Genomic DNA, 16,889 nt, shown 5'->3' on the forward strand with positions numbered 1-16,889 from the left:
TATGAGTTAAGCGAACGACCTGTTTTTAATCAAGTAACTCAAATGCTTAAAAAGGCATTTAAAATAACGAAAGACACCAAAGATTTGATATTACATTCAGATCAAGGATGGCAATATCAAATGAAACAATATCAGGCTTTATTAAATGAAAAAGGAATCATACAAAGTATGAGTAGAAAAGGAAATTGCTTAGATAATGCTATTATCGAGAATTTCTTCGGAATACTGAAATCGGAACTATTTTATTTACAAAAATTTAATTCTATTGAAGAGCTAAAAAAAGAAATAAAACAATACATTTACTATTACAATAACGATAGAATAAAATCGAACTTAAATAAAATGAGCCCGATACAATATCGAACTCATTTTTATAATTATTAATTTTTAATCTGTCCAAACTTTTGGGTGCAGTCTAAAAACCACTGCATTTTTTTTATTCTTATCCTTCGAAGCTTCTTACAGCGTCTAATGTTTTATTAATTTCAGCATCTTTAATTGCATCAGAAATAAACCAAGTTTCGTATCCAGAAGGAGCAATGTAAACTTCGTTCGTTAATAAATGATGGAAAAATTTGTTGAATCTTTCGTGGTTACATTTGGTCACATCTGTAAAGTTTTTAATTTCCGTTTGCTCTGTAAAGAAAACAGACATCATCGACCCTAAACGATTGATATGATTTGGAATTCCTTTTTCTGCAAAGATTTTAGAAATTTCAACATCTAAAGTTTCTGTAGCGTTATCAATTCTATTGAATAATGCTCTATCATTATTGATAATATTCAATGTTGTGATACCCGCACGCATCGCAATTGGATTTCCTGATAATGTTCCCGCTTGATAAACAGAGCCAAGAGGAGCAAGATGATTCATGATTTCGCGACGAGCAGCAAAAGCACCAACAGGGAAACCACCGCCAATTACTTTACCAAATGTTACAATATCTGCATTGATGTTTAAACGTTCTTGAGAACCTCCCATCGCTTGACGGAAACCTGTCATTACTTCATCAAAAATTAATAATGCGCCATTCTCATCACAAATTTGTCTCAATCCTTCTAAGAAACCTTTTTCTGGAACAATACATCCCATGTTTCCTGCAATTGGTTCTACAATAATAGCCGCAATTTCGCCTTTATTTTGTTCGAATAAAGCTTTTACATCTTCCAAATTATTGTATTCTGCCAACAATGTGTCTTTTGCAGTTCCTTGCGTTACACCCGGAGAATTTGGATTTCCGAAAGTTGCAGCACCAGAACCAGCTTTAATCAAAAATGAATCTGAATGTCCATGGTAACAACCTTCAAATTTTACAATTTTATCACGATTTGTATAACCTCTTGCTAAACGAATTGCAGACATACAAGCTTCTGTACCAGAATTCACCATACGAATCATGTCGATGTTTGGCACAACAGAAGTGATTAATTTTGCAATTTCAGTTTCCAATTCAGTTGGTGTACCAAAAGAAAAACCATTTTTCATTTGCTCAACTGTCGCATTCAAAACTCGTGGATCTGTATGTCCAATAATCATCGGTCCCCAAGAGTTGATATAATCTACGTAAGCACGTCCGTCTTCATCATAAATATAAGCTCCTTCAGCTTTTTTGATGAAAATTGGCGTTCCTCCAACAGATTTAAATGCACGAACAGGAGAATTTACACCTCCCGGAATATATTCTTGCGCATCTTTAAATAATGCGCTACTTCTTTGATACAACATAATATTTTACAAAATAGTTGCACAAATTTACTGAATCTTAAATGAATTAAGAAGTGATTTTAATTAGATTGTCAGTTTATGAGTAGATTTATTTTCTAAATAATCAATTAACGTTTTAATGAGTTGATTTTCTTTCAAAATGGTTTGATTTCCAATCAAAAATAATTGCTCTTTTGCACGAGTTAAGGCAACATTTAGTTTTCGATCTACATTTCCTTGATCATTCATATTCACCAATGCATTCAATTGCGAATGATACGTTACAGCAAAACTATACAAAATAATATCGCGCTGACTTCCTTGATAACGTTCAACAGTATCCACCGTAATTTGCTCGTAATCTGGAATATTTGCCAATTCTAATTTTTGTTTTATTAGCGCAATTTGATTACGGAAAGGCGCAATAATTCCGATTGTTTTCTTTGGATCAAATTCTTTTTGATTGATTTCGTATAAATGAATAATTTCTTGCACAAATTTGACAATCAAATCAGCTTCTTGCACATTTGTTGATGGTAAATATGGATTTTCGTCAACATTGATAAACGCAAAACGGTTATTGATTATAAATTGATGTAAGTTATTTGATTCATCATGGTGTTCGAATTGTAAATCTGCACGTTGACGATTTAAACTTTGCTTAATCTCATCATTCAAATTTGGAATATCAAAAGCAACATTTAGTTTTCCTTCATAAAAATAATTGTTCGGAAAATCAGCAATTTCTGCGTGCATTCGACCTTGAAAGGTTAGTTGATCAAACGCATTTTCGTAATTGTTTCGTTCACAAAACTCATATAATCGTTCAAAAATGGAGTTTTTACGATTGATTAAGCCAATATTTTCCAACAACTCGTTATTCGTCATTGCTAATTCAGGATTTTGTAAAACGATTGCTGGTAATTGTTTGTGATCGCCAATCATAATAAAACGCTCTGTTTTTGGGAGAATTCCAACAATTTGAGGTTCTAAAATCTGTGAAGCTTCATCAATGATAATCGTGTCAAATTTCTTTAACTTCAGTAGTTCGGTTTTACTTGAAATTGAAGCAACAGTCGAAACGAAAATACGTTGTTTTTGAACGATATCTTGAATTGTTTTTCTCGAAAATTTTTCTCCTTTTTGTTCTAATTCAGTATCTTTTTGCTCGATAATTTTATTCAATAAATTTGGATGAAATTCTGGCGAAGTAGATAGTTCATTCCCTATTCGAATAAACTTTTGTTCAATTTGATCAGAAATAGCCGAATTGATCGATTCGCATAATTCATCAACTGCACGATTGGTGTATGCCAAAAGCAAAATATTACAATTTTGGTTGTCATAGATTTCTTTTACCAATTCTTTGATGATAATCGATGTTTTTCCTGTTCCTGGAGGTCCGTTCAACAAGAAATAATCTTTTGCAGAAAGTGCTTTTTTCAGAATTCGATTTTGTTCATCCGAAAGATTTGCATTAAAATAATCATAATCCATATTATTTCTTGGAACAGATTGTGTTAAAATTAAATCTTTTTTAACTTTAGAAGAATGAATTAATCCATATAAATTTCGATACATCGAAACAAAAGAAGAGTCCATAAAATCTCTCTCTAAAGCCCATTTTCCTGAAGAATCAAACGAATCAAAAAAGTGTGTATTGGGTTGCTGATAGCGGAAACGTAACACAATAAATTCGCGCGAAATACTTTTGATTGTACATTTAAAAACCTGATTTGTTAAAACAGAATCTTTCGATTCATTTCTTGGATAAAGAATACAGATATCACCTTCGCGAATCGAAATAAAATCGTTTGCTGGATTTGTTCGTTTTAATTTAATTTCTCGTTTTGGATCAGAAATATAATTCTCAACGATTTCTAAATCATAAATAATTTCAAAATTATTGTTTTTTTCTTCGAAAGAATTTAACCACAAACTCGCCAAACCGTTGTTAGAAGTTGATTGTCCTAAGCCAAGTTTTGCCATGTATTGCTCTTTTGCAATAAAGTTGGTAAACGAATAAAAATACGCTTTTTCTAACGACGAACTATTTTTTATGGAATAGAGAAATTTATCCAATTGTTCTTCTAAAATTTCTTTGAAACGAGGATGAATTTTTCGTTTGATGAAATTAGCAGGTTTAATTGAATAGACAATTGATTCTATTTCTGTTAACGTATGATTTGCTAATCGGTTTTCGTTGATGATGATTCTATTTCGTAAATCAAAAATTCGTTGAACCCGTGCTAAAGTCGGCACATCAAAGCGTAAATTTCCTTGATAAACTTTTGAATAGAATATATAACCTTCAGTATTTTTCGTGACATCTTTAAACTCTAAATCATACAAAACACCAATGATCTGATAATACAAAAACAACTGCGTTGCATGATTTGGTTTGACACTTTTTCCATCATCCGGAAAAGGCGCACCACCAGATTTTAGTTCTATAATCTTATTTTTTCCTTCAGGATTAATATCCAACAAATCCAAACGCCCTTGAATACCATATTGTTCGCACAAAAAAGAAGGTTCTATTAAGGCGCGATCTAATGAAATATCATAAGTAGGAAAATCTTCTGCCAATACTTTTTGAATACGATTAAAATGACCTTTCGCTTCGTCGTAATATTCTTTGAGATGATCAGGATTTGTTAAATCACTACAAGCGGTATATTCCAACGGATAATTCTTAAAATCATTTTTAAAAATCTCATTGAAATCAGTTTTTTCCATATTCTCAGTCGAAAAATGATCGACTACTGCATTGGCAAAATTTCCTAATCGTATATGTTTGCTATTAGGTGCTTCTTCGTATTTCTTCTGAATATAATGCAACTCTGATGTTCCGTAATCTTGAAAACACTCGGCAATTGCGGAAATATCAACCAAATAATCTGGTTCGAGAATGATAAAGCGTGGGTGATAAATTCCTTCTTCATCAATTGTCGAATTCACTAAATTTAATTGTGCACCAACCCAAAAATTTTCAACAGAAGTAAAGTGTTCATTTACGCCATCTTCATCAATTTGAACCGTAATATTTTCTTCAGTTTCATTATCTTCATGATCACAAATCAAACAATCGCGTTTTATTTCTATGATTTGAACACGTAGTTTTTTAATTCTATTTCGTGTCAGAATCTTATTGGTATAAAATTCTTTTTCAGGAAAATAATAGATAATTTCCGAAGGAATCATTACTTCATATATCGCAGAAATGAATTCTGCAACATATTTATAATGTGTGAAATATTCGTGTTCAGTCGGTTCGTATTTCTCGCTCAAAATTCGTTGAGCTGTTTTTCGGAACGAATGAATTTTAGTAGAAACTTGGAATTGATTACAGATAAACGAAAGTTTTGAGAAAAAGTTAGAAAACTGTAAAGCTTCATTTTTAGTTAATTCAAAGGCAAGATTTTCAACCAAACGCTTTAAATCTAAATATTTAGAATTGATTGGTTTATTGGCAAGCTGAATATTTAAAATTTCATTTAAAAGTTGATTTCCTATTTCTTCTCGATTCATGGCGATTAATTTGAAGCAAATTTAAAGATAATTATATCATTTTTTTGATTTGAAATAGTTCTACAAATCTATTATGATTGTAAGTAAAATATCTGTTTAATATCGTGTATTTGAATTATATTTCTATTAATTCTTACATTAACTTAATAAATTAAAATAAACAATATGATATATTTCGCCATAACTATCCAATTTATGCGTTAGGTATTGAGTATATTTGTAGATATTGTTTAAAATTAAATGATGAGTCATCAAGAACATACCAGTAAGATTAGACGAGAAATTACTGCATCTTATCGAGAACTAAAAGAGGATTATCCAATACTTAAAAAACAGAATACCATCGGATTACTAATATTTACATTCGCTGTTGTTGTTAGTCTTTTTATGGGATATTTATGGTATATTAATGTTATTCCAGCATGGGTTTTAATTCTTGTGAATGCATTCGTATTTGGTGTTTTACACGAATTAGAGCATGATTTGATTCATTTTATGTATTTCAAAAACAATAAATTTGTACATAATTTTATGTTAGCATGGATTTGGATTTTGAGACCTTTAACACTTAATCCATGGTTTCGTAGAACCTTACATTTTCATCACCATAGATTTTCAGGAACATTACACGATGTGGAAGAAAGAGGGGTGACGAATGGTGAAAAATGGTCTTTAAAACGTTTATTGTTTACACCTGATTTAGTTTTAGGAAATCTTTTTCGTGTTAAAGTTTTATTTTCTGATATAAAATCTGAAGTTGACAAAGGAAACCTAAAATTTGAAACGGCTAATAAATTAAAATTATATGGAATTTTTGGATTAATTCCGCTGACTATACTATCTCATGTTATTTTATATTTCTTTTCGATTGATTTAGTTTTAGATTTTCTTGCTACTAAGTTTAATACAAATTTTGTATTTCCTGAAGTGATAAAATCAACGTTGAATTGGTTAAATCCATTTATTTATATTGTTTTATTACCTAATTTATTACGCCAATTTTGTTTGCATTTTATAACTTCAAACCTTCATTATTTTGGTGATGTAGAAAAAGGGAATGTAATTGAACAAACACAAATTTTAAATGTTTGGTGGACATATCCTTTCCAAGTGTTTTGTTTTTTCTTTGGCTGGACACATGCTATTCATCATTTTGTTGTGAATGAAACTTTTTATGTTCGACATATTACTCGAAAAAGAGCACATAAAATAATGAAAGAAAATGGTGTTCGTTTCAATGATTTAGGAACGTTTAAAAGAGCGAATCGTTTTCATTATTAAATATTATAACTTACAAAAACTAAAAAAATCCGTCATGTTGACGGATTTTTTTTAGTTTAATAAACTTCTTCTTTTTTGAAGAAAACGGTATCATTTCCTTTCCTAAATTTTAGTTCGGAATAACGAATCGTATAATTATCAATCATTCCGTACGTTTCTAAAATATAATTATCCTTGAAACGATAATTTCTATTTGTTTTATTTCTTGCATTGGCACCTAACTCTTCTTTAAGGCTTAATATTTTTGGAGAAATCTCAAAACGTGGGTCAGTTTCTATTCGATTGATAATGATATTTATATCCGTTGAGTCCATAATTAGAATAGTTTGTTGTTTCATCTTTTTGATTCCAGAAATATCTGTTGAAACAATCTTTGGTTCTCCTTTGAATCCAATTCCAGCCTGATGTAGATCATTTATTAAATCATCATTTGAATACATTTGACTTCTGTAACCATATTTTACCATTGGAATGACAACTGTAAAAAATAGAGCCAACGAAACAATCATTGCTGCTTTATTGTAGCCAGCCATTCTTAGTCCATAGTAAATAAATGGAACCAAAATTAATAATACAATACCAAAAATAATAACAGCAATTAATCCAGATTCCATTAGCTTTTTATCATGGTTAAAAATTCATCTTCTGTCAAGACCACTACAGTTCCAATTTCCTCAGCTTTTTTTAATTTACTACCTGCTTTATCTCCAGCAACTAAGAAATTTAAATTTTTAGAAACAGCCGAAATATTTTTTCCTCCATGGTCTTCTACCATTTTCTGTGCTTCGTTTCGTGTAAATTTGGTTAAACTTCCCGTAAACAAAAATGTTTTCCCTTCTAATGAATTGGATAATGGTTTTGCTTCTTCACCAATTTCAAAATTTAATCCATAATCACGTAAACGTTGAATTAGATTTTGATGTTGTTCTTCTTTAAAATATTCTTTGATTGAAAAAGCAATTTTTTCTCCAACATCTGGTACAGCAACCAATTCTTCCATAGTAGCTTGCATTAGTCGGTCAATATTCTGAAAGTGTTTGACTAATTTCTTCGCAACCGTTTCACCAACATGACGAATTCCGATGGCATATAATACTTTTTCGAAAGGTTGTTCTTTCGATTTTTCAACAGATGTAATAATATTCTGAGCCGATTTTTCGGCCATTCTATCCAAAGGTAAAATAGCTTCTTTTTGTAAGGTATAAAAATCAGCAATATTGTTGAGTAAATTTGCGTTGTGTAATAAAACTGCAGTTTCAGCACCAATGCTTTCAATATCCATTGCTTTTCTCGAAACAAAATGCTCTAATTTTCCAATAATCTGTGGTTCACAACCATTTTCGTTTGGACAATAATGTTGTGCTTCGCCTTCGTTTCGAATTAGTTCTGTTCCACAAGAAGGACATTCTTTAATAAACTCTATTTCTTCCGTTCCAGGTTGACGTACGTCTGTATTGACACCTACTATTTTTGGAATAATTTCTCCACCTTTTTCAACATAAACTATATCGCCAATGCGGATATCCAATTTTTTGATGATGTCTTCATTATGAACAGATGCACGTTTTACAATTGTACCAGCCAACGAAACAGGTGAAAGATTAGCTACTGGCGTAATTGCTCCTGTGCGTCCAACTTGATAATCAATACTTAATAATTCAGTCTCAGCAGCTTCTGCTTTAAATTTATAGGCCATCGCCCAGCGTGGTGATTTTGCAGTATAACCTAATTCATCTTGTTGTGAAAAAGAATTGACTTTAATTACAATTCCATCCGTTTCATAGGGCAAATTTTTACGTTCGATATCCCAATAGTCAACAAAAGCTAAAACTTCTTCCAAGGAAGTACATAATTTAGATGTATGCGGAATTTTAAATCCTAACTCATCCGCGGCTTGTAGCATTTCCCATTGCGTAGAATACGGCAAATTATTTCCAATAAAATAATACGGAAAGCATTGCAAACCACGTTTAGCAACTTCGGTATTATCTTGTAATTTCAATGAACCTGAGGCGGTATTACGAGGATTTGCATACAATTCTAATCCATTTTGAGCGCGTTCTTCGTTAATAGCTGCAAATTTATTTAGCGGTATAGTAATCTCTCCACGCATAAAAAAACGTTCGGGATAATTACCTTTCAATTTTAAAGGAACAGATTGTATGGTACGAATATTATTCGTGATTTCATCACCTTGTGTTCCATCTCCACGTGTTACAGCCTGAGTTAACTCACCATTTTCGTATAAAATAGAAATTGAAGCACCATCGTATTTCAATTCACAAACGAATTCTACAGCTTCGTCAAGCGTCTTTTCAATTCTTTTTTCCCAGTCTTGTAAATCTTCTACTGAGTACGAGTTATCCAACGAATACATTCTAAATTCGTGTGCAATGGTTGGAAAGTTTTTTGTCACCATGCCTCCAACTCGTTGAGTAGGGGAATTAATATCAAAAAACAAAGGATTCTCGTCTTCTAAACGTTTTAATTCTTTTAATTTCAAATCAAATTCGAAATCAGAAATCGTCGGTTTATCTAAAACGTAATAATTATAATTATGCTGAGTAAGCTCTTCTCTTAAAGCTAAAATTTTATCTTGAATTTCCATTCTAAAAATGTTACAGAACAAAGATAAACACTTGAATTTAGACGAACAATTTTTAAAATAATTTGGAATGATTTATATTTAGGAATATTTATTGAAGGGTATATTGAAAATAATTAAGTATGAATAATTTATTAGAAGTTTTAGATACTAAATCAAAGGAATTTGAAAACACAGTTTCTATTGTCACAACTGGAGCTGCAGCAGGAATTGCGATTTCGAAAGCAATTAATAAAGATCAAAAAATTGGTGCAATTGTAGGTATTGGAGTAGGCTTATTGGCTTATGCTATGTTTAGCCCTAAGAATAAATTGAAAAAAGAAAATTTGAAACTTGAAAAACAAATCCATAAAATTGAAAGCAAATTTGAAAAATAATCTATTTTTATACGCAAGTATCTTTTCCTATTTAGGGAGTTTAATCTTGCCTGTACATTTTGTGTTTGAAGATGCAGAAGGTTATTTTGGTTATGTTTATGCTTATTTAGGTTGGATGACATTTCCGTATGTAGATTTTTATTGTTGGTTAGGTAATTTCACCTTATTGTTTTCTTGGATTTTTTATCGAAAAAAAGCAAGTTTATATACAAGTTTTTTAACACCGATATTAATGTCATTTTATGGAATAAATCATTTCACAGAATTGAATATGTTGGAAGTTCACGAGTACAATTATCCACTTTTTGGATATTGGGTTTGGTTACTTTCATCTATTTTTATGGTCATTTATCATTATAAACGAAATGTTTTAAAAAGTCAAACTATTTAAGTTTGACTTTTTCTGTATTATGAATATGATAATTTGTTCTCGATAACGATTAGATACAATTTAAAAATATATTCTTATAATTTATATATAATTAATTTAATTGAGATATTTAGCGTATTTCATTAAAAAAGTCGGTTAAAAGTGCTTTAAAAATACCTATTTTGGAAGGTTTTTACATTTTATTCCGAATATGATAATTATTCCTCGATACACATTAGGTAATATACAATATTTTCTCTATATATTTATTGAATAATCACAGAAATAACTCTATCAAATAAATGGAGTAATATTTTTTTATTTATAAAAATTTATTAAATTTGATAAAATATTAATCTCTATTAAAACTATGGAGATTATAAAAATAGCCACTTAAAATACTATAAAAACGAATCTATTTATATTAGTAGATTTCATGTGTTAATTTAATTTCAATAACTCAACTTAAGATTTAGGTTGAGTTTTTTGTTTATTTTTACCTTTCATTCTTTTATATGGAAATAGAACAAATTCTGACTCAAATTTCACCAATATCATCAATTTCGCTTCATCAACTAATTGATAAAATTGAATTAATAAATTTCCCTAAAAACTATTCTTTTTTAAATGCTGATAAAATAGAAAAGAAAGTTTATTTCATTAAAAAAGGAATTGTTAGAGCCTATACGATTGATGATGGGAAAGAATTGACATTTTGGTTTGGAAAAGAAGGTGATTCTATTTTGTCTATGAGAAGTTATGTGGAAAATAAAACGAGTTACGAGACGATAGAAACGATAGAAGATTGTGAATTGTACGAAATAAAAATTGCAGATTTACAAGAGTTTTATTTAACCAATTTGGAAATAGCTAATTGGGGACGAAAATTAGCCGAAAACGAATTAATCAAAACAGAAGAACGATTTATTTCGAGACAAGTTGGAACAGCTACAGACCGTTACAGAAAGTTATTAATTGAAACTCCAAGTTTAATTAACCGTGTTCAGTTGGGATATATTGCATCGTATTTAGGTATTTCTCAAGTGACTTTAAGCCGTATTCGTGCCGAAATATAACTGAATAATTTTTTAACATTTGTAAAAAAATAGTTTAATTTTCTGATTCATCTTTGCGAAAAATATAAACAAAATGAATTGGATTTTATTGATTTTAGGTGGATTGTTCGAAGTTGGTTTCACTTCATCTTTAGGAAAAGCGAAAGAAACCACTGGTTCTGAAATGTATATGTGGTATGGCATATTTGGAGTCTGTTTAGTTGCTAGTATGTTTTTGCTGATTAAGGCGACACAGACTTTACCTTTAGGTACAGCTTATGCAGTTTGGACTGGAATTGGAGCGGTTGGAACTGTGTTAGTTGGAATATTTGTATTTAAAGAACCCGCAAATTTTTGGCGAATATTTTTTATTTTCACTTTAATTAGTTCAATTGTTGGGCTGAAATTTGTATCAAATTAAAATGTTTTATACGTGTGTTTGTCTGCCAATATGGCTGAATATTACAAGGTTTTTTCATTAAAATGAAGTGGTATTGTTTTTGAATTAATACCTTCAAAATATACATATGAACAATAATAGAGATTATAGTTTCGAAGAAATTCCTGATAGCTTTCACAATGAGCAAGATTTTTATGCAAAATTTAGAGAAAGATTAGATGATGTTCAGAAATTTCCAGCAGATTATTTATTCAAATTCATTTACCCTTCAAACGAAGAAACAATGAAAAAAATAAAAGATGTTTATGCAGGAACAAATGCAGAATACGAATACAAAGCTTCGAAAAACAGAAAATATACGTCAATTTCGATTAAACTTTATGTTATTGATTCAGAAACTGTGATCAATTATTACAAAGAGATTGCTAAAATAGAAGGCGTAATCATGCTATAATAAAAGGTTGCAGATGCAACCTTTTATGTTTTTTGGAAAGAGTAGGGGAGTTACAATAATTTAGAAAAATCTTTTGATTCTAATAATTCTTTGAAAAATTCATTCGTAAAATCTGTCACTTTTTGATGAACTTTATTTCCACTCGAAATGCGATGAACACCTAATTCGCTAATTATCTTATATGAACTTAATTTTGGTGTAATAAAGATATTTAACGGTAATTCAATTTGATTAATTACATTTTCGATATCAGATTTTTCTTCAATCAAAGGAACAAAAATTCCGTCCGCACCAGCTTCTTTGTATAATTTGGCTCTTTTTAAAGTTTCTTCTAAAGGATTTTCAACTTTTGTTGTATAAGTATCAATTCTGGCATTAATGAAAATATCTTTATTTTTTGAATTTAAATATTCCTTAATAGATTTAATCTTTTTTTCGAGCACAATTTGATTGGATAATTTTCGATTATCATCATCTGTATTTCCATCCTCTAAATTGATTCCGACAACACCAGCATCAACTAATTTTTCGATATAATCATTCAACGTTTCTAAATCCTCAGTAAAACCACTTTCGATATCTGCTGAAACTAAAAGTGATGTAGATTTTGAAATCCGTTCGATTATATACAACATTTCATAAAACGAAATATTTTGACCATCTTCATAACCTAACATATTGGCAATGGCATGACTCGAAGTGCCTACAGCTAAAAAACCGGCTTCTTCGGCAGCTTTTGCACTTATAATATCCCACACATTTGCAATAACAAGTGGGTAATTTTGGTTATGCAATTTCTTGAAATTTTCTAAAGACATAATACTATTTTTTGTGTTTCAAAGAATACATCAATAATCGTTCATTTATTCAATTACAAACACTTGTAAATGTTTGCAAATATTTGTAATTGAATAAAGTGTTGAATATCCGTATTATAATATTAATATATTAAACAGTGTAAATGTATTTAAATTGAAAATTACTTTAGTAAATATAATTGTGCGCAAACTTTTGCATCGGATAATGCTTCATGATGATTCAGTTGTAAATTAAATTTTCTAGCACAATCTGATAGTTTAGTTGGTTTGATTCCTTTCAATTTAAAAATTCTATAAGTACATTCCCAACGATCAGAAAGATTAAGTTGTGAATAGTTTAAACCATAGAATTCCATTGTATGTTTTAGAACAGAACGATCAAAAGCTTCATTATGCGCAACTACAATTTGATTTTGTAAACGGTGTTTAATTTCAAAATAGATATCGTCAAATGTTGGTGCATCAATTGTATCTTCTGGGCGAATACCATGTACCAAAATATTGTGGTAATTATATTGATTAAGAGGTGGTTGAATTAGCGTGTAGTACTCGTCTGTAACCACATTATCAGTTACAGTAACGATTCCAACTGCACAAGCTGAATTGCGATAATTATTAGCAGTTTCGAAATCAATTGCAACAAAATTTTCCATAGATTATAAATTTGATGTGATAAAATTGATTATTTTTTCGGTTTCAAAAGGAGAAAACCAATTAACTTTTTCATCTTTTTTAAACCATGTCATTTGACGTTTTGCAAATCGTCTTGTATTCTTTTTGATTTCATCTATTGCAAAATCTAATGTTATTTTTTCATCAAAAGAATCAAATAATTCTCGGTAACCAACAGTTTGTAAAGCATTTAATTCTTTCAAATGAAACAACAATTTAGCTTCATTCAACAAACCTTCGTTCATCATAATGTCAACGCGACGATTAATGCGATCGTACATTTCTTCGCGAGGAAGTTCTAAACCAATTTTTATTATGTTAAATGGACGTTTGCCTAAATTATTATTTCTGAATTGTGAGAAAGGTTGTCCAGAAGATCGGTAAATTTCTAAGGCTCGTGTAACGCGTTGTTTATTGAAAATATCGACTTCGTTAAAGTATTTAGGATCTACCTGTTCTAATTCTTTTTGTAACTTTTCGATTCCAAACTCTTCTAATTCATCATTCAATTTTTCTCGAATAGCAGGATCTACCTCTGGAAAAGTATCAAAACCAACTGTAATGGCTTTTTCATATAAACCAGATCCACCAACCATCACACAAATATCATTTGTTTTGAAGTAGTTATCTAAAAATAACAATCCATCTCGTTCAAAATCACCAACTGAATATTTTTCGTAAATAGAAATATTTTGAATAAAATGATGTTTTACTTGAGCCAATTCTTCGTTTGAGGGAACAGCTGTTCCTATTTTCATTTCTTTGAAAAATTGTCGGCTATCACACGAAATAATTTCGGACTGAAAATGTTTTGCAACCGCTATAGCCAAATTCGTTTTACCAATTGCAGTTGGACCAACAACAGAAATTAACGTTTTATTTTTTTGAATATTTTGCATGCTTTACTATATCAAGCGCAAGATACTTCGATATTTTATGAAAAGAAAAAGCTTCTATTAGAAAATAGAAGCTTTGTGTATGATATAAAAAATTAGTTGTTGAAGTGATATAGAAAAACTACATCTGCTGTATAAGCAGGTTTTGGATTGTCTTTAATTTCGAAGTTAGCTTCAATTACGACTTTTGCAATTCCTCTTAAGTCAGTTATCTTTTTTAATTTAGCTGTTAATCTTACTTCGCTATCTACTAAAACAGCTTGTCCAAATTTTAAATTCTCAATCCCGTAATTGATTAACATTTTGATATTTCGAACTTCTGCAATTTGATCCCATAAATGAGGAATCAAAGAAAGTGTTAAATAACCATGAGCAATTGTTTTTTTGAAAGGACCTTCATTAGCAGCTTTTTCTGGATCTGTATGAATCCATTGATGATCTAAAGTTGCATCAGCAAAGCGATTGATTTGTTCTTGTGTTATAATGTGCCAATCTGATTTTCCGATTTCTTTTCCTTCGAAAGCTTTGTACTCATCGAAATTATTAATAATTACCATTATTCAGGTTTTTTTGTTTTTAGTATTCTAATTGTTCAAATCTAATGAATAATCGGCAGAAAAATAAATATTCATCTAACAATAATTATGCATGAATAATAAGTATAAAAAATCCGATTCTTAAATTTAAGAATCGGATTGATTTTGATTTATTTAATAGTTTTAATCTACAATCTCTGCATCTTCTACATTTGCATAAACTTGCTGTGTTGATTTCCAAGATAAATATTTTAAGACTTCTTTATTGAAATATTTCATTCCAAAAAGTAAAATCCCAAGGTCATCTATTAAACCAAAAGGTCCTAAAAGTGCTTCTGGAATAAAATCAATTGGAGAAATTATATATAAAGTTGCCAATAAACCTAAAACAATATTTTTCATGTCAGGTTTGTAGTTACCTTTTCTGAAATCGCTTAGCATTGCAAAAAATGCTTTCACTTTTTCGAAGAAAGATTTGTCATTTTGAGCTGCCATTGCAGCACCACTAGCGACTTTAAAGAATTTTGATTTTTTCATTTTACAAAATATGTTTTAAAAACGTATTATGTATTACAAAGTACATGCCAATATTTAGTTGTAAACTATTTTTGTAAATCTTGTTCAATTGAAAAAATCCATTCAAATTTCTGGTTTTCAAACTTTTCTTCAGCCAATAAATACAATGTTTTTTCGGTTTCTTCATACTTTACTTTATCCATTGTTGCTGGATTAAATGGAGGTAACTGTTCTATAGCAACCGTAATTTTTTTTGTATTTCCTTTATAATTGATTTCTTTCGAAATTTCTAGTTTATTCATGATCATTTTCTTTGCGGCGTAAATTTACAAAATAAAGGTTTTCTAAGGAGTTCTTAAGAGATAATATTATCTTTGTTTGTATAATACAGAATATAAATGAACGATTTACACGACCAATTAAAAAATTTATTTCCTGATCATATCGCAGAACCAGAAGAAAATCAAGAGGTTGAAAATGAATTATGGATGCAAGATGATCCATTGATATGTAAATACGAAAAACGTAAAGGAAAACCTACCACTGTAATAGAAGGGTACACGGGAGCGGACGAAGATTTTAAACAATTGGCCAAAGAAATAAAGGTCTTTTTGGGGGTTGGAGGCAGTTTCAAAGACGATTCGATCATTATACAAGGAGATTATCGCGATAAAATAATGTCTTACTTGAAGGATAAAGGATTTAAAGTGAAAAGGGTAGGTGGTTAATAAATTCTTTACCATTATTACAGATAAAGATTGTATATTGTATCCTTATTTTTAATTTTAAAATCATGAGTAAAGCAGCATCAGAATTAGTTTTAAATGCAGACGGAAGCATTTACCATTGTAATATAAAACCAGAACATTTAGCTGATACAATTATAACAGTTGGTGATCCAAATCGAGTTGAAAAAGTGTCAAGACATTTTGACACCATAGAGCATATCACTTCTAAAAGGGAGATTGTTACACATACAGGAATGTTGAACGGGAAACGTTTAACGGTTATTTCGACAGGAATGGGAACAGATAATATTGATATTGTTTTCTCTGAATTAGATGCGTTGGCAAATATTGATTTGGAAACTGGAGAGATTAAAAAAGATTTCAGAAAATTATCATTTGTTCGTTTAGGTACTTCAGGAGCTTTGCAAGAAGATATTCCTGTAGATAGTTTTGTAATTGGTTCTCACGGATTAGGTTTAGATGGTCTTTTGCATTATTATGTTGGAAGTGAAGCTGTGATGAATAAAGAGATTGAAGATGCTTTTATCAAACATGTAGATTGGTCACCAAATAAAGCACGACCTTATTTAGTTGGAGGATCTGAAACTTTACTAAATAAATTAGCATCAGAAAAAACAATTCAAGGAATAACAGCTACAGCATGTGGATTTTATGGACCTCAAGGTCGCTTTTTGAGATTGCAACCTAACCCTGCTGATATCAACGAACGTTTGACTTCTTTTAACCTTAATGGATTAAGAATTTCTAATTTTGAAATGGAAACTTCTGCAATTTATGGGTTAGCAGCGATGATGGGACATGAAGCTTTATCGGTGAATGCAATTGTAGCGAACAGAATTTTAGGTGAATTTAGTACAGATTCTTACAAAACGGTCGATGCAATGATCGAGTATTCTTTGGAAAGATTAACAAAGTAATAAATAA

19 protein-coding genes are annotated in these 16,889 nt (G+C 30.1%); 9 read left to right on the forward strand and 10 right to left on the reverse strand.

From position 1 onward, the window contains the following. Nucleotides 1–384, forward strand: a 384-nt coding sequence (locus HX088_RS01390) for an IS3 family transposase (RefSeq protein WP_286483040.1), incomplete at its 5' end; no start/stop codon positions are given. 58 nt (nucleotides 385–442) lie between these two features. On the opposite strand, the gene hemL is transcribed toward HX088_RS01390, so the two are convergent. Beyond that, nucleotides 443–1,726, reverse strand: a complete 1,284-nt coding sequence (gene hemL, locus HX088_RS01395) for a glutamate-1-semialdehyde 2,1-aminomutase (protein ID WP_260543155.1) — start codon at nucleotides 1,724–1,726, stop codon at nucleotides 443–445. A 63-nt stretch (nucleotides 1,727–1,789) separates the two neighbouring features. After that, nucleotides 1,790–5,236 carry an AAA domain-containing protein gene (locus tag HX088_RS01400; protein ID WP_286483045.1) on the reverse strand — a complete coding sequence of 1,149 codons (3,447 nt, stop codon included), beginning with the start codon at nucleotides 5,234–5,236 and terminating at the stop codon, nucleotides 1,790–1,792. A gap of 243 nt (nucleotides 5,237–5,479) precedes the next feature. On the opposite strand from HX088_RS01400, the gene HX088_RS01405 reads away from it, so the two are divergent. Next, nucleotides 5,480–6,517, forward strand: coding sequence for a fatty acid desaturase (locus HX088_RS01405; RefSeq protein WP_286483047.1), 1,038 nt, complete (start codon nucleotides 5,480–5,482; stop codon nucleotides 6,515–6,517). 56 nt (nucleotides 6,518–6,573) lie between these two features. On the opposite strand, the gene HX088_RS01410 is transcribed toward HX088_RS01405, so the two are convergent. After that, the gene (locus tag HX088_RS01410) at nucleotides 6,574–7,131 is read right to left on the reverse strand and encodes a hypothetical protein (RefSeq protein WP_225542006.1); all 558 of its coding nucleotides are present in this window, start codon (nucleotides 7,129–7,131) and stop codon (nucleotides 6,574–6,576) included. Next, nucleotides 7,131–9,125, reverse strand: coding sequence for an NAD-dependent DNA ligase LigA (gene ligA / locus HX088_RS01415; protein WP_171622103.1), 1,995 nt, complete (start codon nucleotides 9,123–9,125; stop codon nucleotides 7,131–7,133). Before ligA ends, HX088_RS01410 begins: the two co-directional genes overlap by 1 nt. Nucleotides 9,126–9,244: 119 nt before the next feature. Between ligA and HX088_RS01420 the strand changes: the two genes are divergently transcribed. The 5 genes from HX088_RS01420 (at nucleotide 9,245) to HX088_RS01440 (ending at nucleotide 11,778) form a co-directional block, all read left to right on the forward strand. Beyond that, entirely contained in the window at nucleotides 9,245–9,499 is a 255-nt protein-coding gene (locus HX088_RS01420; RefSeq protein WP_171622104.1) for a hypothetical protein, read from the forward strand. Beyond that, nucleotides 9,489–9,890 carry a hypothetical protein gene (locus tag HX088_RS01425; RefSeq protein WP_286483057.1) on the forward strand — a complete coding sequence of 134 codons (402 nt, stop codon included), beginning with the start codon at nucleotides 9,489–9,491 and terminating at the stop codon, nucleotides 9,888–9,890. Before HX088_RS01420 ends, HX088_RS01425 begins: the two co-directional genes overlap by 11 nt. Before the next feature lie 494 nt (nucleotides 9,891–10,384). Continuing rightward, nucleotides 10,385–10,945, forward strand: a complete 561-nt coding sequence (locus HX088_RS01430; protein WP_171622106.1) for a Crp/Fnr family transcriptional regulator — start codon at nucleotides 10,385–10,387, stop codon at nucleotides 10,943–10,945. 73 nt (nucleotides 10,946–11,018) lie between these two features. Next, nucleotides 11,019–11,345 (forward strand): DMT family transporter, encoded by a 327-nt coding sequence (locus HX088_RS01435; protein ID WP_171622107.1) that lies wholly within the window; start codon nucleotides 11,019–11,021, stop codon nucleotides 11,343–11,345. 106 nt (nucleotides 11,346–11,451) lie between these two features. Next, entirely contained in the window at nucleotides 11,452–11,778 is a 327-nt protein-coding gene (locus HX088_RS01440; RefSeq protein WP_171622108.1) for a DUF493 family protein, read from the forward strand. Nucleotides 11,779–11,828: 50 nt separating this feature from the next. Here HX088_RS01440 and HX088_RS01445 read toward each other — a convergent pair whose 3' ends face one another. The 6 genes from HX088_RS01445 to HX088_RS01470 form a co-directional block, all read right to left on the reverse strand. Then, nucleotides 11,829–12,596, reverse strand: a complete 768-nt coding sequence (locus HX088_RS01445) for an isocitrate lyase/PEP mutase family protein (RefSeq protein WP_171622109.1) — start codon at nucleotides 12,594–12,596, stop codon at nucleotides 11,829–11,831. Between the two features lie 161 nt (nucleotides 12,597–12,757). After that, nucleotides 12,758–13,249 (reverse strand): 3'-5' exonuclease, encoded by a 492-nt coding sequence (locus HX088_RS01450; protein ID WP_171622110.1) that lies wholly within the window; start codon nucleotides 13,247–13,249, stop codon nucleotides 12,758–12,760. A gap of 3 nt (nucleotides 13,250–13,252) precedes the next feature. Continuing rightward, complete coding sequence (gene miaA / locus HX088_RS01455; protein ID WP_284583681.1) at nucleotides 13,253–14,167, reverse strand: tRNA (adenosine(37)-N6)-dimethylallyltransferase MiaA; 915 nt, start codon at nucleotides 14,165–14,167, stop codon at nucleotides 13,253–13,255. A 92-nt stretch (nucleotides 14,168–14,259) separates the two neighbouring features. Continuing rightward, entirely contained in the window at nucleotides 14,260–14,721 is a 462-nt protein-coding gene (locus HX088_RS01460) for a MaoC family dehydratase (RefSeq protein ID WP_171622112.1), read from the reverse strand. A gap of 162 nt (nucleotides 14,722–14,883) precedes the next feature. Next, the gene (locus tag HX088_RS01465) at nucleotides 14,884–15,237 is read right to left on the reverse strand and encodes a YkvA family protein (RefSeq protein ID WP_286483061.1); all 354 of its coding nucleotides are present in this window, start codon (nucleotides 15,235–15,237) and stop codon (nucleotides 14,884–14,886) included. A 65-nt stretch (nucleotides 15,238–15,302) separates the two neighbouring features. Next, entirely contained in the window at nucleotides 15,303–15,518 is a 216-nt protein-coding gene (locus HX088_RS01470) for a hypothetical protein (RefSeq protein WP_171622114.1), read from the reverse strand. Between the two features lie 96 nt (nucleotides 15,519–15,614). Here HX088_RS01470 and HX088_RS01475 point away from each other — a divergent pair, with 96 nt between their 5' ends. Both HX088_RS01475 and HX088_RS01480 read left to right on the forward strand, forming a co-directional pair. Beyond that, on the forward strand, nucleotides 15,615–15,944 hold the full coding sequence (locus tag HX088_RS01475) for a translation initiation factor (protein WP_171622115.1): 330 nt from the start codon (nucleotides 15,615–15,617) through the stop codon (nucleotides 15,942–15,944). Nucleotides 15,945–16,009: 65 nt separating this feature from the next. After that, entirely contained in the window at nucleotides 16,010–16,882 is an 873-nt protein-coding gene (locus HX088_RS01480) for a nucleoside phosphorylase (protein ID WP_260543140.1), read from the forward strand. Nucleotides 16,883–16,889 lie beyond the last annotated feature (7 nt).

Source organism: Empedobacter sp. 225-1 (genome assembly GCF_030328185.1).
In the GTDB taxonomy this organism is placed as follows: domain Bacteria; phylum Bacteroidota; class Bacteroidia; order Flavobacteriales; family Weeksellaceae; genus Empedobacter; species Empedobacter stercoris.